General features: G+C 54.6%; 21 protein-coding genes. 8 read left to right on the forward strand and 13 right to left on the reverse strand.

From position 1 onward, the window contains the following. Nucleotides 1–54: 54 nt before the first annotated feature. The 6 genes from cysG to ABIB59_RS24300 all read left to right on the forward strand — a co-directional run bounded on the left by cysG (nucleotide 55) and on the right by ABIB59_RS24300 (nucleotide 6,616). Nucleotides 55–1,419, forward strand: coding sequence for a siroheme synthase CysG (gene cysG / locus ABIB59_RS24275; RefSeq protein ID WP_079497015.1), 1,365 nt, complete (start codon nucleotides 55–57; stop codon nucleotides 1,417–1,419). A 321-nt stretch (nucleotides 1,420–1,740) separates the two neighbouring features. Further along, nucleotides 1,741–3,081, forward strand: a complete 1,341-nt coding sequence (frlA, locus tag ABIB59_RS24280) for a fructoselysine/psicoselysine transporter FrlA (protein WP_041851401.1) — start codon at nucleotides 1,741–1,743, stop codon at nucleotides 3,079–3,081. A gap of 21 nt (nucleotides 3,082–3,102) precedes the next feature. Continuing rightward, complete coding sequence (gene frlB / locus ABIB59_RS24285) at nucleotides 3,103–4,125, forward strand: fructoselysine 6-phosphate deglycase (protein WP_354037348.1); 1,023 nt, start codon at nucleotides 3,103–3,105, stop codon at nucleotides 4,123–4,125. A gap of 50 nt (nucleotides 4,126–4,175) precedes the next feature. Next, nucleotides 4,176–5,006 (forward strand): fructoselysine 3-epimerase, encoded by an 831-nt coding sequence (gene frlC, locus ABIB59_RS24290; protein WP_071194939.1) that lies wholly within the window; start codon nucleotides 4,176–4,178, stop codon nucleotides 5,004–5,006. Next, nucleotides 5,003–5,788, forward strand: coding sequence for a fructoselysine 6-kinase (gene frlD / locus ABIB59_RS24295; RefSeq protein WP_354037351.1), 786 nt, complete (start codon nucleotides 5,003–5,005; stop codon nucleotides 5,786–5,788). The genes frlC and frlD overlap by 4 nt, the downstream gene beginning before the upstream one ends. Nucleotides 5,789–5,884: 96 nt before the next feature. Next, nucleotides 5,885–6,616, forward strand: coding sequence for a GntR family transcriptional regulator (locus ABIB59_RS24300; protein ID WP_041851397.1), 732 nt, complete (start codon nucleotides 5,885–5,887; stop codon nucleotides 6,614–6,616). A gap of 114 nt (nucleotides 6,617–6,730) precedes the next feature. Here ABIB59_RS24300 and trpS read toward each other — a convergent pair whose 3' ends face one another. The 12 genes from trpS to ABIB59_RS24360 form a co-directional block, all read right to left on the reverse strand. Next, entirely contained in the window at nucleotides 6,731–7,735 is a 1,005-nt protein-coding gene (gene trpS, locus ABIB59_RS24305) for a tryptophan--tRNA ligase (protein ID WP_041851396.1), read from the reverse strand. Beyond that, nucleotides 7,728–8,489: a phosphoglycolate phosphatase gene (gene gph, locus ABIB59_RS24310; RefSeq protein ID WP_107223560.1), complete on the reverse strand. Its 762-nt coding sequence runs from the start codon at nucleotides 8,487–8,489 to the stop codon at nucleotides 7,728–7,730. The genes trpS and gph overlap by 8 nt, the downstream gene beginning before the upstream one ends. Next, complete coding sequence (gene rpe, locus ABIB59_RS24315; protein ID WP_041851394.1) at nucleotides 8,482–9,159, reverse strand: ribulose-phosphate 3-epimerase; 678 nt, start codon at nucleotides 9,157–9,159, stop codon at nucleotides 8,482–8,484. The genes gph and rpe overlap by 8 nt, the downstream gene beginning before the upstream one ends. Before the next feature lie 79 nt (nucleotides 9,160–9,238). Continuing rightward, complete coding sequence (gene dam, locus ABIB59_RS24320) at nucleotides 9,239–10,060, reverse strand: adenine-specific DNA-methyltransferase (protein ID WP_041851393.1); 822 nt, start codon at nucleotides 10,058–10,060, stop codon at nucleotides 9,239–9,241. 125 nt (nucleotides 10,061–10,185) lie between these two features. Further along, on the reverse strand, nucleotides 10,186–11,511 hold the full coding sequence (gene damX, locus ABIB59_RS24325) for a cell division protein DamX (RefSeq protein ID WP_354037354.1): 1,326 nt from the start codon (nucleotides 11,509–11,511) through the stop codon (nucleotides 10,186–10,188). A gap of 90 nt (nucleotides 11,512–11,601) precedes the next feature. Continuing rightward, nucleotides 11,602–12,690, reverse strand: coding sequence for a 3-dehydroquinate synthase (gene aroB / locus ABIB59_RS24330; RefSeq protein ID WP_071194942.1), 1,089 nt, complete (start codon nucleotides 12,688–12,690; stop codon nucleotides 11,602–11,604). 55 nt (nucleotides 12,691–12,745) lie between these two features. Next, nucleotides 12,746–13,267 (reverse strand): shikimate kinase AroK, encoded by a 522-nt coding sequence (gene aroK, locus ABIB59_RS24335; protein WP_035892101.1) that lies wholly within the window; start codon nucleotides 13,265–13,267, stop codon nucleotides 12,746–12,748. A gap of 294 nt (nucleotides 13,268–13,561) precedes the next feature. Further along, complete coding sequence (hofQ, locus tag ABIB59_RS24340) at nucleotides 13,562–14,800, reverse strand: DNA uptake porin HofQ (protein WP_110295377.1); 1,239 nt, start codon at nucleotides 14,798–14,800, stop codon at nucleotides 13,562–13,564. Continuing rightward, complete coding sequence (locus ABIB59_RS24345; protein WP_354037357.1) at nucleotides 14,763–15,119, reverse strand: HofP DNA utilization family protein; 357 nt, start codon at nucleotides 15,117–15,119, stop codon at nucleotides 14,763–14,765. The genes hofQ and ABIB59_RS24345 overlap by 38 nt, the downstream gene beginning before the upstream one ends. Next, complete coding sequence (locus ABIB59_RS24350; protein WP_169038741.1) at nucleotides 15,106–15,570, reverse strand: HofO family protein; 465 nt, start codon at nucleotides 15,568–15,570, stop codon at nucleotides 15,106–15,108. Before ABIB59_RS24350 ends, ABIB59_RS24345 begins: the two co-directional genes overlap by 14 nt. Continuing rightward, the gene (locus ABIB59_RS24355; RefSeq protein ID WP_079497007.1) at nucleotides 15,554–16,093 is read right to left on the reverse strand and encodes a PilN domain-containing protein; all 540 of its coding nucleotides are present in this window, start codon (nucleotides 16,091–16,093) and stop codon (nucleotides 15,554–15,556) included. Before ABIB59_RS24355 ends, ABIB59_RS24350 begins: the two co-directional genes overlap by 17 nt. Then, nucleotides 16,093–16,878: a type IV pilus biogenesis protein PilM gene (locus ABIB59_RS24360; RefSeq protein WP_354037359.1), complete on the reverse strand. Its 786-nt coding sequence runs from the start codon at nucleotides 16,876–16,878 to the stop codon at nucleotides 16,093–16,095. The genes ABIB59_RS24355 and ABIB59_RS24360 overlap by 1 nt, the downstream gene beginning before the upstream one ends. 120 nt (nucleotides 16,879–16,998) lie before the next feature. Here ABIB59_RS24360 and mrcA point away from each other — a divergent pair, with 120 nt between their 5' ends. After that, complete coding sequence (gene mrcA, locus ABIB59_RS24365) at nucleotides 16,999–19,551, forward strand: peptidoglycan glycosyltransferase/peptidoglycan DD-transpeptidase MrcA (protein ID WP_079497005.1); 2,553 nt, start codon at nucleotides 16,999–17,001, stop codon at nucleotides 19,549–19,551. 98 nt (nucleotides 19,552–19,649) lie between these two features. Here mrcA and nudE read toward each other — a convergent pair whose 3' ends face one another. After that, nucleotides 19,650–20,210 carry an ADP compounds hydrolase NudE gene (gene nudE, locus ABIB59_RS24370; protein ID WP_041851386.1) on the reverse strand — a complete coding sequence of 187 codons (561 nt, stop codon included), beginning with the start codon at nucleotides 20,208–20,210 and terminating at the stop codon, nucleotides 19,650–19,652. Nucleotides 20,211–20,530: 320 nt separating this feature from the next. Between nudE and ABIB59_RS24375 the strand changes: the two genes are divergently transcribed. Then, nucleotides 20,531–22,669, forward strand: a complete 2,139-nt coding sequence (locus ABIB59_RS24375; RefSeq protein WP_079497004.1) for an intracellular growth attenuator family protein — start codon at nucleotides 20,531–20,533, stop codon at nucleotides 22,667–22,669.

Raw genomic sequence — 22,669 nt, forward strand, 5'->3', positions numbered from 1 at the left:
GCCGCAGGCAACGCACCTGCGGCTCGCAGAATGATGTGTATTTGAGGTGATGTCGTGGACCATTTACCCATTTTTTGTCAATTACGCGACCGCGCCTGCCTGCTGGTCGGCGGCGGGGATGTTGCCGAACGTAAAGCCCGACTTTTGATGGATGCTGGTGCACGGCTTACCGTTAACTCACTCACCTTCGTTCCCCAGTTTCATGTGTGGGCTAACGAAGGGATGCTGACGCTGGTAGAAGGCGGTTTCGACGAGCGCCTGCTCGACCCTTGCTGGCTGGTGATTGCCGCGACCGATGATGAAGCGGTTAACCAGCAGGTCAGCGACGCGGCGGAATCCCGCCGTATCTTCTGTAACGTGGTGGATGCGCCGAAGCAGGCGAGCTTTATCATGCCCTCGATTATTGACCGTTCTCCATTGATGGTTGCCGTCTCTTCCGGCGGTACCTCTCCGGTGCTGGCGCGTCTGCTGCGTGAAAAACTTGAATCGGTTCTTCCCCAGCATCTTGGGTACGTTGCCAGCTATGCTGGCAAACTGCGTCGCCGCGTAAAAGAACACTTTGCCAGCGTTGCCGAACGCCGCCGCTTCTGGGAAAAACTGTTTGTTAATGACCGTCTCGCACAGTCGCTGGCAAATCAGGATTCTCCGGCTGTTGAAGCCATTACCGGGCAACTGCTTGCCGAGCCGCTGGATCATCGTGGCGAAGTGGTGCTGGTCGGCGCAGGCCCGGGCGACGCCGGTTTGTTGACGCTCAAAGGGTTACAACAAATCCAGCAGGCCGACGTGGTGGTGTATGACCGCCTGGTCTCAGATGAAATCATGAATCTGGTACGTCGCGATGCCGACCGGGTGTTTGTTGGCAAACGCGCGGGTTATCACTGTGTGCCGCAGGAAGAGATTAATCAGATTCTGCTGCACGAAGCGCAACAGGGCAAACGTGTAGTGCGCCTGAAAGGGGGCGATCCGTTTATCTTCGGACGCGGCGGTGAAGAGCTGGAAACCCTGTGCCATGCAGGCATTCCCTTTTCGGTTGTCCCAGGCATTACCGCAGCCTCAGGGTGTTCTGCTTACTCCGGCATTCCGTTAACCCACAGGGATTATGCCCAGAGCGTACGCCTGGTCACGGGGCATTTAAAAACCGGCGGCGAACTGGACTGGGCAAATCTGGCGGCAGAAAAACAGACGCTGGTCTTCTATATGGGGCTGAACCAGGCGGCGACCATTCAGGAAAAATTGATTGAGCACGGCATGCAGGCAGATATGCCCGTCGCGCTGGTAGAAAACGGCACCTCGGTAAAACAGCGTGTCGTCAGCGGAGCTTTGACGGAGCTGGGTGAACTGGCCCGGCAGGTAGACAGCCCGGCGCTTATCATCGTTGGCCGCGTCGTCGGCCTGCGCGACAAGCTAAAGTGGTTTTAACATTTCCTTCCACAGGTTAGTCATTTCGCAGAGGTAACCCGGATAGGCGCTTGCGCCGCATCCGGGAGTCCCGGCAGCCCGACTCCATGATCCCGGAACCCATTCGTATTTTTTAAATATTAAAATCAAGAAGTTAAACATAATATAGCATCACAATTGCTCTCTCGTCGCAAATTTGTGATCTCTCTCGCCAATACAATTCATCATGTGTTGTTATATTGATTATGTGTCGTCATATATTGAAACAAGCCGTTGGCTGTCGGCGGATTTCAGGCGACACCCTTTTGACCCTACATACAACATTCTAAGAAAGGTATTGATATGGAAAGCCAGGAACTTCAACGCAAGCTCGGCTTCTGGGCCGTGCTCGCTATCGCCGTCGGGACAACCGTCGGTTCCGGTATTTTCGTTTCAGTGGGAGAAGTTGCAAAAGCGGCAGGATCGCCGTGGTTAACCGTACTCGCCTTTGTGATTGGCGGTCTGATCGTCATTCCACAAATGTGTGTCTACGCCGAACTCTCAACCGCCTACCCTGAAAACGGCGCGGATTATATTTATCTGAAAAATGCGGGCAGCCGTCCGCTGGCCTTTCTCTCCGGCTGGGCCAGCTTCTGGGCCAACGATGCCCCCTCATTATCGATTATGGCGCTGGCGGTGGTCAGTAATCTCGGCTTCCTGATGCCGCTCGATCCGCTCACTGGCAAGCTGGTGGCAACGGCGTTAATCATCATGTTTATGCTGCTGCATCTGCGCTCCGTCGAAGGCGGCGCCGCCTTCCAGACGCTGATCACCATCGCCAAGATTATTCCCTTCACCATCGTTATCGGCATTGGCATTTTCTGGTTCAAAACCGATAACTTCGCCGCGCCAGCAACTACGGCCACCGTTACTGCGGCCTCCGGCATTATGGCACTGCTGGCGGGCGTATCGGCCACCAGTTGGTCTTATACCGGTATGGCCTCCATCTGCTATATGACCGGCGAAATCAAAAACCCCGGCAAGACCATGCCGCGCGCATTGATTGGCTCGTGCCTGCTGGTTCTGGTGCTCTACTCCCTGCTGGCGCTGGTTATTTCCGGTCTGATGCCTTTTGAAAAACTGGCGGCCTCCGAAACGCCCATCTCCGACGCCCTGACCTATATTCCGGCGCTGGGCAGCATGGCGGGCATCTTCGTGGCGATCACTGCGATGATCGTTATTCTTGGCTCGCTTTCCAGTTGCGTGATGTACCAACCGCGTCTGGAGTATGCGATGGCGAAGGACAAGCTGTTTTTCAAATGCTTCGCCCATGTTCACCCGAAATACAACACCCCGGATGTATCAATTATTTTGCAGGGAGCGCTCGGGATCTTCTTCATCTTCGTCTCCGATCTGACCAGCCTGCTCGGCTACTTCACGTTGGTGATGTGCTTCAAAAACACCCTCACCTTCGGCTCGATTATCTGGTGTCGCAAACGCGACGACTACAAACCGCTCTGGCGCACGCCTCTGTTTGGCCTGATGACGTTCCTTGCCATCTGCTCAAGCCTGATCCTCGTCGCCTCTACCTTTGTCTGGGCGCCCATTCCTGGTCTGATCTGCGCCCTGATCGTTATCGCCACCGGTCTGCCCGCTTATGCCTTCTGGGAAAAGCGCAATCGTCGGCTGGCCGCACTTTCGTAAACCCGTCTGGAGAAACGTTACATGTTGGATATTGATAAAAGCACCGTGGATTTCCTGGTTACCGAAAATATGGTGTCGGAAGTGGAGAAAGTTCTGCAACAGGATGTTCCCCGCGTTCACGGCATCGTTGATGAAATGCTGCGTCGCGGCATTGACCGGATCTATTTCGTGGCCTGTGGTTCGCCGCTCAACGCTGCGCAAACGGCGAAGCATCTTGCGGATCGTTATTCCGATTTACAGGTTTACGCGATGTCTGGCTGGGAGTTTTGCGATAACACTCCGCACCGCCTGGACAACCGCTGTGCGGTGATAGGGGTGTCGGATTACGGCAAAACCGAAGAGGTCATTAAAGCGCTGGAGCTAGGGTGTGCCTGTGGCGCACTGACCGCTGCCTTTACTAAAAAACCGGACAGCCCGATCACCGTCCCGGTGGAGTATGTTGTGGACTACCAGGCCGACTGCATCTGGGAAATCCATCTGCTGCTCTGCTACAGCGTGGTACTGGAGATGGTGACCCGCCTCGCGCCGCATGCGGAAATCGGCAAAATCAAAACCGATCTGCAGAAACTGCCGCAGGCACTGGGCTACCTGGTGCGTAACTGGGAAGAGAAAGGTCGTCAGCTTGGCGAGCAGGCAAGCTCATGGCCGATGATCTATACCGTTTCCGCCGGCCCGCTGCGCCCGCTGGGCTACAAGGAAGGGATTGTTACCCTGATGGAGTTTACCTGGACACACGGCTCGGTTATTGAGAGCGGGGAATTCCGCCACGGCCCGCTTGAAGTGGTGGAGCCCGGCGTCCCCTTCCTGTTCCTGCTCGGCAATGACGAAAGCCGCCACACCACTGAGCGTGCCATCCGTTTCGTCAAAGAGCGTACCGATAACGTCATCGTGATTGATTACGCCGACATTGCCCAGGGCCTGCACCCATGGCTGGCACCCTTCTTGATGTTCGTGCCGATGGAGTGGCTCTGCTACTACCTGTCGATTTACAAAGATCACAACCCGGATGATCGTCGCTATTACGGCGGCCTTGTGGAGTATTGATTTCGCTATCCGGCCCGACCGGGCCGGTTTTCCTTAAAAGGAGCAGAGCAATGAAAACAGGCATGTTTACCTGCGGTCACCAGCGTTTACCGGTGGAAGAGGCGTTTCGCGACGCGCATGAACTGGGCTATGACGGTATCGAATTGTGGGGCGGGCGTCCCCACGCTTTCGCCCCCGATTTGAAAGCGGGCGGGATTAAGCAAATCAAAGCACTCGCCCGCACATACCAGTTGCCCATTATCGGCTACACGCCAGAGACCAACGGCTACCCGTGGAATATGATGCTGGGCGATGAACGGATGCGCCGCGAAAGCCTGGATATGATCAAACTGGCGATGGATATGGCCAAAGAGATGGGCGCAGGCTTCACATTGATTTCCGCTGCCCATGCCGGCTATCTGACCACACCGGATGTAATCTGGCAGCGTCTGGCCGATAACCTGCATGAACTGTGCGAGTATGCGCAGGACATTGAGATGGATCTGGTGCTCGAACCGCTTACGCCCTATGAGTCCAACGTGGTCTGCAATGCCAATGACGTGCTACGCGCTTTCTCGCTTGTCCCCTCGCCACGCCTGTACAGCATGATTGACATCTGCGCCCCCTGGGTGCAAGGCGAACCAGTGATGAGTTACTTCAATAAGTTGGGGAATAAACTTCGCCATTTGCATATCGTCGACAGCGACGGCGCAAGCGACAGCCACTATATCCCCGGTGAAGGCAAAATGCCGCTGCGGGAGCTGATGCGCGATGTTATCGCCAGCGGCTACAACGGTTATTGCACGATCGAGCTGGTGACCATGTACATGAACGAGCCGCGTCTCTTTGCCCGTCAGGCACTGGAGCGCTTTCGCGCGTTGCTGCCGGAGGAAAGCGCATGAAACGGCTGGCGACCATTGGCGATAACTGTGTCGACATCTATCCGCATCTCGGTAAAGCCTTTTCCGGCGGCAATGCGGTGAATGTGGCGGTTTACAGCACCCGTTACGGCATGCGGCCTGGCTGCGTGACATGGGTTGGCGAAGACGAATATGGTCGGATGTTAAAGGACGACCTGGCAAAGATGGGGGTCGATACCAGCCATGTGCATGTCAAACGCGGCGTCACCGCGCAAACGCAGGTAGAGCTGAAAGGTAATGATCGGGTGCTGGGCGACTATACCGAAGGTGTCATGGCAGATTTCACTCTGCAGGAGAGTGATTTTGCCTGGCTTGATGGCTATGACATTATTCACTCCGCTATCTGGGGCCACGCTGAAAGCGCCTTTCCCCGGCTACATGCGGCGGGCAAGCTGACGGCTTTTGACTTTGCCGATAAATGGGACAGCCCGCTCTGGCAAACCCTGCCGCCGCATCTCGATTTTGCCTTCGCCTCGGCGCCGCAGGAGGAGACGGCGTTAAGGGAGCGAATGCAGGCGATAGTTGCGCACGGCGCAGGCATCGCTGTCGTCACGTTGGGTGAAAATGGCAGCATCGCCTGGGATGGCGAGCAGTTTTACCGCCAGGCCGCGGCTTGCGTTGATGTCATCGATACCATGGGCGCAGGGGACTCGTTTATTGCAGGCTTCCTCTGCGCTGTGGCCTGCGGCAGGCCGCTGACTGTGGCGATGGAGCAGGGTACATTCAGCGCGGCGCGTACCATTCAATACCATGGCGCATGGTAATACTGTGCTGGCATGAGCCGCATCATGCCAGCGCTCTGTTACTCGCTGATAAACAACCCTATAATTCCCCTATTCCATTCTTTTCAGGGTTGAGCCATGCCAGCTACGGACCGCTATTCTCACCAACTGCTCTACGCCACGGTTCGCCAGCGCCTGCTGGATGACATTGCCCAGGGCGTCTACAAAGCCGGGCAACAGATCCCCACCGAAAGTGAACTGTGCGCGCAGTACAACGTCAGCAGGATCACGATCCGCAAGGCCATAAGCGATCTGGTGGCAGATGGGGTGTTGATTCGCTGGCAGGGGAAAGGAACGTTTGTACAAAGCCAGAAGGTGGAAAATGCCTTGCTGACCGTCAGCGGCTTTACCGATTTTGGCGTCTCGCAGGGCAAACCGACGAAAGAAAAGGTGATTGAACAGGCGCGTATCTCTGCCGCGCCGTTTTGCGAAAAGCTGAACATTCCGGGTAACAGTGAAGTTTTCCACTTAAGCCGGGTGATGTATCTGGACAAGGAACCGCTATTTATCGACAGCTCATGGATCCCGCTGTCACGCTATCCGCAATTTGACGCGTATTACAGCGAGGGAGAATCAACCTATCAGCTATTTCAAAAACATTTTGACACGCGGGTAGTGAGCGACAAAAAGACGATCGATATTTTCGCCGCCACCCGTTCACAGGTGCAGTGGCTTAAGTGCGAACTGGGCGAGCCGCTGTTTCGCATCAGCAAAATCGCCTTCGATCAAAACAGTAAACCGGTCCATGTTTCCGAACTTTTCTGTCGCGCGAACCGTATTACGCTAACAATTGATAACCAGCACGCGTAGGTAAGAGATCCCGGATGCGGCGTAAACGTCTTATTCGGACAACCATCCGGATCCATCCTGCACAGTCGATCCCCTCACCCCATTGGGGAGAGGGGAACATACGCACCGACGGACTTACGGCTTCGCCACGAACCCAATAGCTTCGTAGACTTTTTTCAGCGTTTCAGACGCACGGGCGCTGGCTTTTTCCGCGCCCTCTTTCATGATCTTCTGCAAAAACGCTTCGTCATCGCGATAGCGGTGATAACGCGCCTGCAGCTCAGTCAACATACCGGACACGGCGTCCGCGACTTCGCCTTTCAGATGACCATACATTTTGCCTTCGAAGTGCTGCTCCAGTTCCGGAATGCTCTGGCCGGTTACGGCAGAGAGAATATCCAGCAGGTTAGAAACGCCCGCTTTGTTCTGGATGTCGTAACGCACGACCGGTGGCTCGTCACCGTCGGTCATCGCACGTTTGATTTTCTTCACCACCGATTTCGGATCTTCCAGCAGGCCGATAACGTTATTGCGGTTATCGTCAGACTTGGACATTTTCTTCGTCGGTTCCAGCAGGGACATCACGCGCGCGCCGGATTTCGGAATGAACGGCTCCGGCACTTTAAAGACGTCGCCGTAGATCGCGTTAAAACGCTGGGCGATGTCGCGGCTCAGCTCCAGGTGCTGTTTCTGGTCTTCGCCGACCGGAACCTGATTGGTCTGGTACAACAGAATATCCGCCGCCATCAGTACCGGATAATCGAACAGACCGGCGTTAATGTTTTCGGAGTAACGCGCTGATTTATCCTTGAACTGGGTCATACGGCTCAGTTCGCCGAAATAGGTGTAGCAATTCAGCGCCCATCCCAACTGTGCATGTTCCGGCACGTGTGACTGAACGAAAATGGTACTTTTCTCAGGATCGATACCGCATGCCAGATAGAGCGCCAGCGTGTCCAGGGTCGCTTTGCGCAGTTTTTCAGGATCCTGACGCGCAGTGATGGCATGCAGGTCAACGATGCAATAGATGCAATGGTAGTCATCCTGCATGTTTACCCACTGACGCAGCGCACCCATGTAGTTACCAATGGTCAATTCACCTGAAGGCTGTGCGCCACTAAATACGATGGGTTTAGTCATGTTTCACGTCCTGATTTTCACTGTGCGGGAGCCCAAGTGCGGGCAGTAGTTCGTTGAAGCGGTCGTACACGTAGTCCGGCTCACTCAATGTAATGGCTTCGCCGTAATTGTAACCATAGGTCATGCCGACAGAGCAACAGCCAGCAGCCTGGGCGGCGAGAATATCATTACGAGAATCGCCAACGAACAGCAATTCGTTCGGTGCCAGACCCAGCTTTTCCGCCACCAACAGCAGCGGTTCCGGATGCGGCTTTTTGTTTTTTACGTCATCACCACCGATGACCACGCTGAAATAGCGCGCAATACCCAGCGTTTCAAGGAGCGGGGCAACAAATGGCGTAGGCTTGTTGGTGACCAGCGCCAGCGGGAAACCTTTTTCGTGCAGTGCAGCCAGCGTATGGGCCACATCAGGGAACAGAAAACTGCCCTCTTCCACCGACTCAGCGTAGTAGCGGTCAAACAGCTTACGCAGCATCACGGCCTGCTCTTCCTGTGGAATATCCGCATGGTTAATCGCTGGTTTACCGGACGCAGCGCGTTGCGCGTTGCGCTCCTGCAGCGACCAGGTCAGAGCGCGTGACATCAGCACATCTGCGCCATTACCAATCCAGGTGATGACCCGATCTTCACCCGCCTGAGGCAGTTCCAGCGCATATAATGCGTTATCTACCGCTGCCGCCAGCCCCGGCGCGCTGTCCACCAGCGTACCGTCGAGGTCAAAGGCTATCCCACGAATTACCTGCATTTTATCCATGACTTACCTTTGCCAATTCACTGCGCATTTCATCAATGACTTTTTTGTAATCCGGCTGATCAAAAATCGCCGAGCCCGCCACAAACATATCTGCACCTGCGGCAGCTATTTCAGCGATGTTGCTGACCTTCACACCGCCATCCACTTCCAGGCGAATATCCAAACCGGATTCATCAATCCGACGGCGCACTTCGCGCAGTTTATCAAGCGTATGTGGAATGAAGGATTGACCGCCGAAGCCAGGGTTCACTGACATCAGCAAAATGACATCCAGCTTATCCATGACATAGTCCAGATAACTCAGCGGCGTGGCAGGGTTAAAGACCAGACCGGCTTTACAGCCGTTCTCTTTGATCAATTGCAGCGTACGATCAACATGCTCAGAAGCTTCCGGATGGAACGTAATAATGCTTGCCCCGGCGGCGGCGAAATCCGGCACCAGACGATCAACCGGTTTCACCATCAGATGCACGTCAATCGGCGCCGTAATACCGTACTTACGCAGCGATTTCAGTACCATCGGTCCAATGGTCAGGTTCGGTACATAGTGGTTGTCCATTACATCGAAGTGAACCACATCTGCACCGGCAGCCAGCGCACTGGCAGTGTCTTCACCCAAACGGGCAAAATCAGCCGACAGAATCGAGGGGGCGATCAAATACTGTGTCATCCGCATCTCCTTGAGAAGAATCTACATTCATTTTACAGGGTGTAGACAAACGCATTTCTGACGGCGAAGCCGCTCTGGCTCAGACAGTTGCCGGGCGATAGAGCGCCAGCAGTTCATCCACCTTTTTACGTGTCCCACCGTTGCTGCTGATACTGCGTCGTACTTTCACAACGTGCAGTTTCGCCTGGCTATACCACTCACGCGTCAGCGCGGTGTCGTGGTTGGAAATCAGTACCGGGATCCGGTTATTTACAAGGCTCTCGGCAATGGCCGCCAGATGGGCCTGTTGCTCCAGGGTAAAGCTATTCGTATGGTACGCCGTAAAGTTCGCCGTGGCTGAGAGCGGAGCATAAGGCGGATCGCAATAGACCACCGAATTCGCATCCGCACGCGCCATGCTCTCGGCATAGGATTCGCAATAGAAGAAGGCATTTTGCGCCTTTTCCGCGAAATGGTACAACTCAGCTTCCGGGAAGTACGGTTTTTTGTAGCGGCCAAAGGGTACGTTAAATTCGCCGCGCAGATTGTAACGACACAGGCCGTTATAGCCGTGGCGGTTAAGGTACAAGAATAACAGCGCGCGCCGGAAAAGATCCTGGCTCTGGTTAAACTCAGTGCGCAACTGATAATAAGTTTCCGACTGGTTCGTCGCAGGCGTAAAGAGCTCCCGCGCGCCCTGAACATATTCATCCGCGCGTTCTTTGACGATGTTATAAAGGCCAATCAGATCGCTGTTGATATCCGCAAGAATGTAACGGGAAAATGAAGTATTGAGAAATACCGAGCCAGCACCAACGAAGGGTTCGATCAGGCATTCGCCTTTTGGCAAATGTCGTTCAATATCGGCAAGCAGAGGGTACTTTCCCCCTGCCCATTTCAGAAAAGCGCGATTTTTTTTCATGCTGGATGATTGATTACACTCTCTCCGGCTGTGGAGACAGCTCCGACAGCATCCTGCGCTTTATACACGTTATCATTCAGGCAAGGCCTGGGTGTGGCCTGCCTGAATGATGTTGTGACGTGAAATTATTTCAGGTCGGCCTGTACCTGATGAATAGGCTTGGCCCACGGGTTCTTAGCCTGAACATCTGATGGCAGTGCAGCAACAGCGCGTTTTGCATCATCCTTAGAGGCATACACACCGCTGACCAATACATACCACGGCTGACCATTACGTGTTGTCTGATAAACCACAAAGTTTTTCAGATTTTCTTTTTTGGCCCAGGCATTCAGGTTGTTGTAATTAGAAGAACTGCTCAACTGCAGCGTGTAATGGTCGGCTGGCGCAGATTTCAGTGAGCCCACGTTACCCGTCGCCACGCTCGCGCTGGCTGCAGGTGCAGCAGCAGTAGCTGCCGGTGCCGCAGGTGCAGTCGTGCTGGTTGTCGCTTTCGGCGTCGTCGCGGCCACGGTCGGCGCTTTGACCGGCTCAGAGGTCACAACTTTCGGTTGCGCTGCCGGAGCCTGAACAACTGCTTTCGGCTCTGCCTTCACCACCGGCGGTTTAACCTGCTGCTGTGGTTTCGGTTCGACAACCGCTTGTTTGTGTTCCGGGCGAGTCGTTGCCGTATGGTTTTCTGCGGTTGCTGCGGTATGAGTCGCATTCCCGCCGCCGTTACGTACTGGCGCAACGGTTGCAGGTTCCGTCGGCAGCGTGCTGTTTGCCACCGCGTTGTTGATCTGCGCCTGGTTTTGCGGCGAAGTGAGCGCGTTGTTCAAATCACCCTGCACTTCAAGACGCTGCTGGGCACCCGTGGTTGCAGGTGCCTGGCTTTGAGAAGGCGTAGAGGAGATGGGCGGCAGGGAAATATCCTGCGCTCCATTGCCATTGCCCGTCGTCGGCTGTGCAGCACCCGCAGTTTGTTCTGCAGAGGTGGTGCCCGGCGCGGGCTGAGTAGCGTTAGCCTGATCGGCAGTACCACCGTTCCCCGAAAGGTCGATGTTTTTACTGCCAGATGAACTCTGTTGGGCCGTACTGTTGCTGGAAGGGGCTTTCAATGCGGAACCGATGCCGACAATCAGCAGCAGCAGCACCAGAACACCGACCCCCATCATCACGTACTGACGTGATGCAGGTTTTGCGGCGGCGGCTTTTTTACGCTTACGTGGGCGACGCTCTGCGCGCTCCTCGTCCAGTGAGTTTTCTTCCGCTTCATAATCTTCTTCTGCGTATTCTTCGCGATCATCGCGCGTCTTACGTGTTCTCGAAGGGCGACGCTCGTCAGCATCAAGTTCAACATCATCAAAATTGATCTGCGGCTCATCAACACGTTCAGAAGATTGACGAGAACGACCAGTACGACGATCGCTGGGATCGGGTTTCAGCTCGTCTTCTGGTTTGAATTCATCCATTTAACACCCCACTCAAAGGCTCATGCTAACAACAATTGCATTCGCCCGAAGTTAAACGCCACGCACGCGCAGCAAGACCTTTCTAATAAATTACGCCTGCTGACAATCAGCAATAGCGCCAAGTACAACGTCTTGTGACACTCCGCCACGAACTTCGCTTTTCCCTATTGCCAGCGGGAGCACCAAACGTAGCTCGCCGGCCAGAACTTTTTTGTCACGCAGCATGTGCGGGATATATGCCTGTGCGGTCATTTCCTTCGGTCCATGAACCGGCAGACCTGCGCGCTCAAGCAGGGTAATAATGCGTTGGGTATCATCTTTACTGAACTGCCCAAGGCGCTCGGAGGCACGTGCTGCCATCACCATTCCAGCAGCGACTGCTTCACCATGCAACCAGTTGCCGTAACCCATCTCGGCTTCAATGGCATGCCCAAAGGTATGCCCCAAATTCAGTAAAGCACGTAAGCCTGTTTCCCGCTCGTCAGCCGCCACAACTTCGGCTTTCAGCTCACAACAACGGCGAATACAGTACGCCATTGCCGGGCCATCCAGACGCAACAGCGCGTCCAGATTTTGCTCAAGCCAGTCAAAAAAAGCGCCATCAAGGATGATGCCGTATTTGATAACTTCGGCGAGACCAGAGGAAAGTTCACGCGCAGGCAGCGTTTTCAGGCAGTCGAGATCCACCACCACCGAGGCTGGCTGATAGAACGCGCCAATCATGTTTTTGCCCAGTGGATGGTTTACCGCCGTTTTGCCGCCAACAGAAGAGTCGACCTGCGAAAGCAACGTTGTGGGGACCTGAATGAAACGCACGCCACGCTGATAGCTGGCTGCGGCAAAACCGGTCAGATCGCCCACTACACCGCCACCCAACGCGACAAGTGTTGTGTCACGACCGTGAGGTTTTTGCAAAAGCGCAGTGAAAACCGAGTCCAGCACCGTCAGGCTTTTATACTGCTCACCATCGGGTAAAACCACGCTATCGACTTTGATACCGGCCTTTTCAAGGACATGGCGAATCTTGTCGAGATAGAGTGGAGCCAGCGTTTCATTAGTGACCAGCATGACCTGGTCACCGGATTTCAGGGGCGAGAAGGAAGCTGGATCGTCGAACAAACCAGCCGCGATGGTGATAGGGTAACTACGATCCCCGAGAGTGACTGTGATCCTCTCCATGACGCGACATCCACCTTATTTGCTTAAACCCGCAGGCCTGTGTATTACGCCAGAATTAGTTGCTTTCCAGCATGTGAATAATCTGGTTTGCGACGACTTTCGCGCTCTGATCGTCTGTGCGAATGGTAACGTCGGCAATCTCTTCATACAGCGGATTGCGTTCATCAGCCAGCGCTTCCAGCACTTCACGCGGCGGCGTTTCCACCTGTAAAAGCGGACGTTTTTTGTCACGTTGAGTACGAGCCAGCTGCTTCTCGATAGTGGTTTCCAGATAAACCACTACGCCACGGGCGGAGAGACGATTACGGGTTTCGCGAGACTTCACAGAGCCACCACCGGTTGCCAGTACAATTCCCTGTTTTTCCGTTAGCTCGTTAATGATTTTTTCTTCGCGATCGCGGAAACCTTCTTCACCTTCTACATCGAAGACCCAGCCCACATCAGCTCCGGTTCGCTTCTCAATCTCTTGATCAGAATCGTAAAATTCCATATTGAGTTGTTGAGCTAACTGACGCCCAATAGTGCTTTTGCCGGCACCCATAGGCCCAACCAGAAAGATATTGCGTTTCTCTGCCATTTTTTCGGTACTACTAAGACTATTCGTTGATGATAAATCCGCTCCGTAGACACCGTGCGAAGCCGGACATGAACTGAAACCTCATATGCGATAGTGCGAGAGTCAGACCAAAAATTATCTCAGTACTGAGACTGGTTTGGCAACTGAATAAATTGCCGACCAGACGTTAACACTACTTATGGTAAGACGGAGATAGCTGACGCTCAAATCGGTACTCCTTGTAAGCTAAATCATCTCTCACGTCAAACACCTGTAGCGAGTTAGGCAGAAAAAGCGATACAGAATATGTATCGATCAACGAACTGGCACGAGCCTTGGTGTAATAAAGACCACCAGTTCACGGCGCTCATTATCTTTACCATCATGACGAAACAGTCGGCCAAACCAGGGTATCCCCCCTAAAATTGGTACACTGTCGGAACCGAGCTTATTCTTTTGTGAGAAAATGCCTCCCAGCGCCAGGGTATCACCGCTTTTTATTTCGACCTGGGTTTCAATCTCCTGTTTATCAATCGCCAGTACCTCGCCATCAGCCTGCTGGAGCACCTGACCCGGCATGTTCTGGGTAATACGCAACTTGAGACGCACACGGCTATCAGGCAGCACGGTCGGCGTCACCTCCATACCCAGCACCGCTTCTTTAAATTCCACCGACGTTGCGCCGCTTTCGCCGCTGGAGACCTGGTATGGGATTTCACTGCCTTGTTTAATGCTGGCAGGCTGCATGTGAGAGGCCAGTAATCGTGGACTGGCGATGATCTCCAGTTGCTGTTTTTGTTCCAGTGCGGATAACTCAATATCCAACAACCGCCCGTTAATACTGCCGATATTAAAACCGACCCGGGTGCTGGCACTTTCAACCGACAGATCGCTTGAAAGCGATGACACCTGCCCGCGTTTTCCGGGCTTTGTCGCCTCCCCCAGCCCCCATTTCACGCCGAGTTCACGCAAACTCTTTTCATTTATGGTGACAATATGTGCGGCCAGTTCAACCTGTTCAACGGGCAAATCCATCTGCGCAACCCACTTTTCCAGTACGTTAAGCGAGGCCTTATGATCGCGAAGCAACAGCCGGTTGAGCCGATTGTCTACCGTGATCGTTCCTTTTGGCCCAAGGAGCTTTTCGCCAGCCTTTGCCAACTCACTGGCCTGCGCATAACGCAGCGTCAGGCTACGCTCTTCCAGCGGCAGACTCTGTTTTTGCTTTTCCAGCGCCGCCTCACGCGCATCGTACTGTTGCTGTTGCCAGCTTGCGGAATGCACATACAGGATGTTGCCCTCTCTGCGTAGTGTCAGCCCTGCGCTGGCAATCACCGTGTTCAGCGCCTGCTTCCAGGGAACATCGACAAGATGCAAGGAGAGTGTCCCGCTGACGTCCGGCGAGATCACCAGATTATGTTTTTCCTGCCCGGCAAGTGCCTGTAGGACCTGGGTGACGGGAACATCATCTACCATTAATGTCACGGGGGCGGGTGTTGCCGCGCTCGCCGCCAGGCTACTGAGGCAAAGGGCCACCACTGCTGTTCTTTTCATGCTGAGATCCTTCTCGTTTCCAGCGCCAGTGCGCGGGTTCACAACCTTCCCCTGTCGCGATGCGCATCTCTTCTTTATTAAATTCCACCACGCGCCAGCCTCCCGTAAGCGTTTCCCCCTTCTGCACGCGTCGCCATCTGCCGGCGGGATCGCGCACAATCCCTGTCGCGGCCTGAGCCATGCTTACCACACCCTGGTAATGCCAAAGCGCAAGCTGACTGACCATGCAGCGATCGGGAGGCGGTTTGAAAGGATCACGCATACCCGCCAGCATTAGCACCAGCAAACATGACGCTGCGATGCGTTTAGCCGCCATCATCGCTCTCCACCTGGAGCACAAAACGCAGCGCCTTGTCCTGCGCGGTGATGGAAAAAGCAGGTGCGAGCATTTGCCGTTCGGCAAGCCAGGAAAACGTCCGGGGAATCGATACCCACTGCGCCTCCAGCACCATCTCGCCCCCCCGATGGGCAGGACGCCAGCCAATCAGTTGGGCATCAGGAGTATGAAAATCCAGCGGTGAAAAGGCCTTTGGGATATCTGCTTGAGCATGCGCTATCTCCGGTGGTTTAAGGGCCAGGATCTCTCGCCAGCTTTCCTGCAATGCCGCCTGCTGCACAAGATATTGTTGCTCCCGTGCCGTTTGTTCACGCGTTATGGGCTGAATCTGCCACCACCACACCGCAAGCAGGAGAAGAACCATAAGCAATAATCCGTACCCGGCACGGGTTGCTGGCGAGAGGGCGTACCAGAGTTCAAGGCTGCGCGGCATGCTCATCTTCCTTATTAAGCTGATAGTGAAACTGCCAGCGCCCTTGCGCATCTCGCCCGGTCGAACCGGTTTGGCGAAGACGAAAACCGGCGGTCGTGTCCAGCGCCTGCTCCAGTTCGCTTAATGACTGAAACGTTCTGGCAATCCCCGACACGCTGAGTTGCCCTTGCTGAAAATGCACCTCCGTAAGCCAGGCGCTGTCGGGCATTTTTTCCGCCAGTTCTGCCAGCCGCTGCTGCCATTGGCGGGTCTGGTTGTGCCGCTGCATTCTGGCCTGCTGCTTTAACCACAACTGGTGTTGCGCCTGGAAATGCGGCTGTTTTGCCTTAAGCGCTGACAGCATCTGCGCGTCAGATTGCAGCCACAACGTAGCGATCTGCTTGTCCTGGCCCGCCTTTACCTGACACCCCAGGGTAATCAGCGCCATCAGGCCCACAGCATACGCCAGCAGTTGCCCCCAAAAGCGCCGACATGCCTGTTGTCGCTGTTCTCGCCAGGGCAGCAGGTTGATCATCTGTTCCATTAGCGAACCGCTCCCAGGGCCAGGCCAATCGCTACCGCGAAACGCATGCCATTTGGCGGTAAAGGCGGTTGCCGCTGCACAAGGACGCTCCAGGGGTCAAACTCAGGCGTTGCCGCGGTGCATAGCGCAACGTCGGCAATGTCCAGCCCGAGGCTTGCGCTTAGCGCGTTTACGGTGGGCTGATCTTCGTGCGACCGGCGCCCCCATCCGGTGCGCGTTGCCCACAGCCATTGCGCGTCGCCTTCCCAAATAAGACAACGTGCCGGAGGCGGTAAAAAAGGGACAAGATGCTGTAACGCGCAGGCATCAGGCGTCAGGGAGGTCAAATTCAGGTGCAGAGAGGTTGCCAGTTCCAGCATTTCGGCCACGTCTTTATGCTGCGCCGCCGTCACGCTATAGGCCTGCGCCAGTGAATCTTCGGTATAGTCGAAACGCAAATCTGCCGCTGCCATTTCAAGTTCACGCGCCATGGCGTGAGAAACCCAGCTTGCCAGTTCGTCTTCCCGCAAGGCCATTGCCGGGCGGGGGAGTTTACGCTGCAATGTGCGCGCTGCCGGAAATGCCAGCCGTACTCGGTGGCGCTGCGGTAACGATTTTCGCCACGGTAAGAGCGTGGTCAACAACTGTTGTGGAGCTTTAAGCTGCCCGTTTTCAACTGTGCCCAATGGTAACGGGATGTGCCACCAACGGCGTAGCGCCCACCCTGTTCTGCCTGGGGTTAATGCGACGATGAAAACGCTATCTTGCTGAATATGCAGTCCAATCTGCCAGTGCCCGAATGCCATAAATCGCGACCTCCTTATCGCCAGGAAAGATGACGGCTATATCAATGCATCAGGCTTGCATTTATACTACCGCGCGGTTGTTTATAAACTGCCCAAATGAAACTAAATGGGAATCCTCCGGTGAAGTTCGTAAAGTATTTATTGATCCTTGCAGTGTGTTGCATTCTGCTGGGAGCAGGCTCGATTTATGGGTTGTACAAATTCATTGAGCCGCAGCTACCTGACGTCGCGACGCTGAAAGACGTGCGACTACAAATCCCGATGCAGGTCTATAGCGCCGACGGCGAATTGATTGCGCAGTACGGTGAAAAACGTCGTATTCCGCTGACGCTGAATCAGATTCCGCCAGAAATGGTGAAAGCGTTTGTCGCCACAGAAGACAGCCGCTTCTATGAACACCATGGCGTTGATCCTGTGGGGATTTTCCGTGCGGCCAGCGTAGCGCTTTTCTCTGGTCACGCCTCACAGGGCGCCAGCACCATCACGCAACAGCTCGCACGTAACTTCTTCCTGAGTCCGGAACGCACGCTGATGCGTAAAATCAAGGAAGTGTTCCTGGCTATCCGCATCGAGCAGTTATTGAATAAAGACGAGATCCTCGAGCTTTACCTCAATAAGATTTACCTCGGTTATCGTGCTTATGGTGTGGGTGCGGCGGCACAGGTCTACTTTGGCAAACCCGTCGACCAGCTCACCCTGAGTGAGATGGCGGTCATTGCCGGGTTGCCCAAAGCGCCATCCACCTTTAACCCGCTCTATTCGCTTGATCGCGCAACGGCTCGCCGTAATGTGGTACTGGCCCGTATGCTGAGCGAGGGCTATATCAGCCAGACGCAGTATGACCAGGCGCGCGGCGAAGCCATTGATGCGGATTACCATGCGCCGGAAATTGCCTTCTCGGCGCCGTACCTCTCAGAAATGGTGCGTCAGGAGATGGTGAATCGCTACGGCGATAAAGCATACGAAGACGGTTATCGTGTTTACACCACCATCACCCGTAAAGTGCAGTTGGCGGCGCAGGATGCCGTGCGCAATAACGTGATGGACTACGATATGCGCCACGGTTATCGCGGCCCGTCGAATGTGCTGTGGAAACCGGGCGAAAGCGCGTGGGACAGTAAAAAAATCACCGACACCCTAAAAGCGTTGCCGACCTACGGGCCGCTGGAGCCTGCTGTCGTGACGGCCGCCAATGCGCAAGAAGCCACCGCGATGCTGGGCGACGGGACCTCCGTATCACTGCATATGGACGGAATGCGCTGGGCACGCCCTTATCGTTCCGACACCGCACAGGGCCCAACCCCACGCAAAGTGACCGATGTGGTGCTGGCAGGTCAGCAGATTTGGGTGCGCATGGTAAATGAAGGCTGGTGGCTGGCCCAGGTGCCGGATGTTAACTCTGCCCTGGTCTCCATCAACCCGCACGATGGCGCCGTGCTGGCGCTGGTTGGCGGCTTTGATTTCAATCAGAGCAAATTTAACCGCGCCACCCAGGCGCTGCGTCAGGTTGGCTCTAACATCAAACCATTCCTTTATACCGCGGCGATGGACAAAGGCCTGACGCTGGCCAGTATTCTGAACGATGTGCCTATCTCCCGTTGGGATGCAGGGGCGGGTTCCGACTGGCGTCCGAAAAACTCGCCAGATGAGTATGCCGGGCCAATTCGCCTGCGTCAGGGGCTGGGGCAGTCGAAGAACGTGGTGATGGTACGCGCTATGCGTGCAATGGGGGTCGATTACGCCGCCGAGTATTTACAGCGATTCGGTTTCCCGGCACAAAACATCGTGCACACGGAGTCGCTGGCGCTGGGCTCCGCGTCGTTCACGCCCATGCAGGTAGCACGCGGCTATTCAGTCATGGCGAACGGCGGTTTCCTCATCGATCCGTACTTCATTACCAAAATTGAAAACGATCAGGGTAATGTTCTGTTCGAAGCCCGGCCAAAGGTCGCCTGCGCGGAGTGTAATATCCCGGTAATTTATGGGGATACACCGAAGTCAGACGTGCTGGAAAACAAAGATATGGAAAACGTCGCTATCTCTCAGGAGCAGCAGAATCCTTCCATACCGATGCCGCAACTGGAGCAAGCCAATCAGGATCTGGTGGTGAAGAGCGGTGGTCAGGAGTATGCACCGCACGTGATCAGTACGCCGCTATCGTTTTTAATCAAGAGCGCGCTTAACAGTAACATCTTCGGTGAACCAGGCTGGCAAGGCACAGGCTGGCGCGCAGGTCGCGATCTCAAACGTAATGATATCGGTGGGAAAACCGGGACCACCAACAGCTCGAAAGATGCCTGGTTCTCCGGTTATGGTCCGGGCGTTGTGACGTCGGTCTGGATCGGTTTTGATGATCACCGTCGCGATCTGGGACGCACCTCCGCGTCGGGCGCTATCAAAGATCAGATCTCGGGTTACGAAGGCGGCGCGAAGAGTGCGCAGCCAGCATGGGATGCTTACATGCAGGTTGTTCTCAATGGCGTACCGGAGCAACCGCTCACGCCACCGCCAGGTATAGTGACGGTAAATATCGACCGGAGTACAGGGCAACTGGCAAGTGGAGGCAGCAGCCGTCAGGAGTATTTTATTGACGGGACGCAGCCGACACAGCAGGCCGTGCACGAAGTGGGAACCACCATTATTGATAATGGCGAGACGCACGAATTGTTCTGATAAAAGCCTGCCAGGGCTCCCCGGATGGAACGCAAAAATGTTTTATCCGGGCGGGCCGCAGTTCTGACAGACATAAAAAAAGCGCTTACGCGCTTTTTTTATAACCTGCCCTGCCCTTTAAGCCACTCTCTTAATAAGAACAGCGCGCTTACATTGCGGGCCTCATTGAAATCAGGCTCTTCCAGCAAGTCCATTAAATGGGCCAGTGGCCAACGCACCTGCGGTAACGGCTCAGGCTCATCACCGGGCAGCGACTCCGGGTATAAATCCTCAGCGACCATGATATTCATTTTGCTGGAGAAATAAGACGGAGCCATGCTAAGTTTTTTCAGGAACGTTAATTCCTTCGCGCCAAAACCCACCTCTTCTTTAAGCTCGCGGTTGGCCGCCTCATACATATTTTCACCGGGATCGATCAATCCCTTGGAAAACCCCAGCTCATAAGATTCGGTACCCACAGCATATTCGCGAATGAGAATGATATGATCGTCTACAATAGGCACAATCATCACCGCTTCGCGTGACGAGGGACGCATACGTTCATAGACACGACGTACGCCGTTGCTGAATTCCAGGTCCACACTTTCGACGTTAAAAAGTCGTGAAGACGCGACGGTTTCAACGTTAAGAATGGTGGGTTTTTGCAATGATTCGCTCATTATTATCGGTCTTTCCAGAGATTACTGGCATTATTGTGCGACATGCGACACTGTTTCGGCAATGTTCTTCGCGCCTCATTTACATTCCTGTAACTTAGCAGAAGCTATTTCCCAAATAAACCTAAAAGTCAAGAGGTTGAAATAAAACTAAGAATTTGCTGATATTCGCTCTATTGCGGCTTTGCTACTATTTTGCATGTTGTCAGGCGCTCACCTATTAGACTAACGATTTGCCCGATAACGCTCCAGCCATATTCATTGAATTTACGGGAAAGGGTGCAACTGACTACACCTGCTAGTAAAAGTAAGATGGGGAAAGCATGAGCACCATTTTGATTTATTTCGCTGCTATGCTGGCCTGCGTATGCCTTGTTGGGTGGTTTTACAGAGCGCGATCGCAAAGACGATACCGCCTGCCACATCTGCAAGCTTTCGCTGGCGCGACAACCCGCAAATTAACTCCTGATGAGCGCAGCGCTGTTGAAAGCTATCTGGAATCGCTCTCCCGTACCCGTCAGGTACCGGGCCCGACCGGTGCGACGGCTGCCCCGATCTCCCTCACCCTCAACGCGCAAAGTAATACCGTCATCAGCGTCACCCGTGCGATCACCCGCTACGGGATTACGACCGATGCCCCGAACAAATGGCGCTACTATCTCGATTCTGTCGAAGTCCATCTGCCGCCGTTCTGGGAGCAGTATATCAATGACGAAAACAGCGTTGAGCTTATCCGTACCGACACTCTGCCGCTGGTCATTTCGCTAAATGGCCACGCCCTGAATGAATTCCGTCCGGAAGAACACAGCCTGGTGCCAGAACAGATTCCCTCGTCGCACTCAGCTATCCGCGGCGAAGAGACGGAGCAAATTGAGCTACTTAATATTCGCCATGAAACGGTGGAAGAGTATGCGCTGAGCCGCCCGGACGGTATGCGCGAAGCCTTACTGATTTCAACATCGTTTTTACTGTTCTTTTTCTGCCTGGTCACCCCGGACGTGTTTGTCCCGTGGCTTGCCGGTGGCGGAATTATGCTGCTTGCGGCCGGGCTCTGGGGCATCTTTGCACCGCCCGCGCAAACTGCGCTGCGCGAAATCCACTGCCTGCGCGGCACGCCCAAACGGTGGGGGCTTTTTGGTGAGAACAATCAGGAACAGATCAACAATATCTCGTTAGGCATTATTGATCTTATCTACCCAAAACACTGGCAACCTTTTATCGCCCAGGACCTGGGGCAACAAAGCGATATTGATATCTATCTCGATCGTCACGTGGTTCGACAGGGGCGCTTTTTATCGCTGCATGATGAGGTCAAGAACTTCCCCCTCCAGCATTGGGTGCGCAGCGCCGTGATTTCAGCCGGAGCGCTGCTGGTTCTGATTATGCTGCTGATGTGGGTTCCGCTGGATATGCCCATCAAGTTTACCCTTTCATGGATTAAAGGGGCGCAGACCATCGAAGCCACGAAAGTTAGTCAACTTGAAGAAGCAGGGCTGCGTATTGGTGACTCGCTAAAGATTCACGGCACCGGCATGTGTAGCATCCATTCGTCAAGCAACTGGAGTGCTCGCCAAAGTTCGCCTTTTGCGCCGTTCGACTGTTCACAAATTATCTGGAACGACGCGCCGCCGCTGCCCTTGCCGGAATCAGAAACCGTCACCAAAGCGACGGCACTGGTGGAAGCCGTCAACCGCCAGTTGCATCCGAAACAGGATGACGGCTCTCGCGTGAGCCCGGCGCTGCGTACGGCAATCCAAAAATCAGGCATGGTCTTACTGGATGATTTTTCTGAGATTGTGCTGAAAACGCAGGATCTCTGTTCAGCAGAGGATGATTGCCTGCGGCTTAAAAACGCGCTGGTTAATCTGGGGAACAGTAAAGACTGGGATACGCTGACGTCACGCGCCAGTGCGGGAAAACTCACCGGCGTGAATGTGTTGCTGCGCCCGGTCAGCGCAGAATCGCTGGATAACCTGGTCACCACCTCCACCGCGCCCTTTATTTTGCGCGAAACAACCCGCGCGGCACAGGCGCTTAACAGCCCGGCACCAGGCGGCTTCCTGATTGTGAGTGAAGAAGGAAGCGAGCTGGTAGATCAGCCCTACCCTGGTGTCGCGTTGTATGACTATCCGGCCGCCGAACAGTGGGCAGAGTTCCAACGCCTGGCGGGAATGCTGATGCAAACCCCTTTTACCGCCGAGGGCATCATCACCAATATTTCGACTGACGCCAACGGCACTCGTCATATCAGCCTGCACCGTATGCCAAATAGCACAACCGGGCTCTGGCGCTACGTCAGCACCGCGCTGCTGCTTCTGGCAATGATCGTCTGCTGCGTTTATAACGGCGTCCAGGCGCTGCGCCGCTACCATCGAAACCGCACGCGTCTGGCTGAAATTCAGCAATACTACGAAAACTGCCTGAACCCCGGGCTTATCCCCGCACCCGATAGCCTGACCTGA

It is taken from the genome of Citrobacter sp. UYEF32 (assembly GCF_040546205.1).
Taxonomy (GTDB): domain Bacteria; phylum Pseudomonadota; class Gammaproteobacteria; order Enterobacterales; family Enterobacteriaceae; genus Phytobacter; species Phytobacter diazotrophicus.

Coding starts and splice junctions, on each gene's coding strand:
- ABIB59_RS24360 (WP_354037359.1), bottom strand. CDS start 16,878: ATGGCATTCGGGCACTGGCAGATTGGACTGCATATTCAGCAAGATAGC.
- damX (WP_354037354.1), bottom strand. CDS start 11,511: ATGGATGAATTCAAACCAGAAGACGAGCTGAAACCCGATCCCAGCGAT.
- ABIB59_RS24350 (WP_169038741.1), bottom strand. CDS start 15,570: ATGCCGCGCAGCCTTGAACTCTGGTACGCCCTCTCGCCAGCAACCCGT.
- frlB (WP_354037348.1), top strand. CDS start 3,103: ATGTTGGATATTGATAAAAGCACCGTGGATTTCCTGGTTACCGAAAAT.
- ABIB59_RS24300 (WP_041851397.1), top strand. CDS start 5,885: ATGCCAGCTACGGACCGCTATTCTCACCAACTGCTCTACGCCACGGTT.
- aroK (WP_035892101.1), bottom strand. CDS start 13,267: ATGGCAGAGAAACGCAATATCTTTCTGGTTGGGCCTATGGGTGCCGGC.
- ABIB59_RS24355 (WP_079497007.1), bottom strand. CDS start 16,093: ATGGAACAGATGATCAACCTGCTGCCCTGGCGAGAACAGCGACAACAG.
- ABIB59_RS24345 (WP_354037357.1), bottom strand. CDS start 15,119: ATGATGGCGGCTAAACGCATCGCAGCGTCATGTTTGCTGGTGCTAATG.
- hofQ (WP_110295377.1), bottom strand. CDS start 14,800: ATGAAAAGAACAGCAGTGGTGGCCCTTTGCCTCAGTAGCCTGGCGGCG.
- trpS (WP_041851396.1), bottom strand. CDS start 7,735: ATGACTAAACCCATCGTATTTAGTGGCGCACAGCCTTCAGGTGAATTG.
- frlD (WP_354037351.1), top strand. CDS start 5,003: ATGAAACGGCTGGCGACCATTGGCGATAACTGTGTCGACATCTATCCG.
- nudE (WP_041851386.1), bottom strand. CDS start 20,210: ATGAGCGAATCATTGCAAAAACCCACCATTCTTAACGTTGAAACCGTC.
- aroB (WP_071194942.1), bottom strand. CDS start 12,690: ATGGAGAGGATCACAGTCACTCTCGGGGATCGTAGTTACCCTATCACC.
- frlA (WP_041851401.1), top strand. CDS start 1,741: ATGGAAAGCCAGGAACTTCAACGCAAGCTCGGCTTCTGGGCCGTGCTC.
- gph (WP_107223560.1), bottom strand. CDS start 8,489: ATGGATAAAATGCAGGTAATTCGTGGGATAGCCTTTGACCTCGACGGT.
- frlC (WP_071194939.1), top strand. CDS start 4,176: ATGAAAACAGGCATGTTTACCTGCGGTCACCAGCGTTTACCGGTGGAA.
- rpe (WP_041851394.1), bottom strand. CDS start 9,159: ATGACACAGTATTTGATCGCCCCCTCGATTCTGTCGGCTGATTTTGCC.
- dam (WP_041851393.1), bottom strand. CDS start 10,060: ATGAAAAAAAATCGCGCTTTTCTGAAATGGGCAGGGGGAAAGTACCCT.
- ABIB59_RS24375 (WP_079497004.1), top strand. CDS start 20,531: ATGAGCACCATTTTGATTTATTTCGCTGCTATGCTGGCCTGCGTATGC.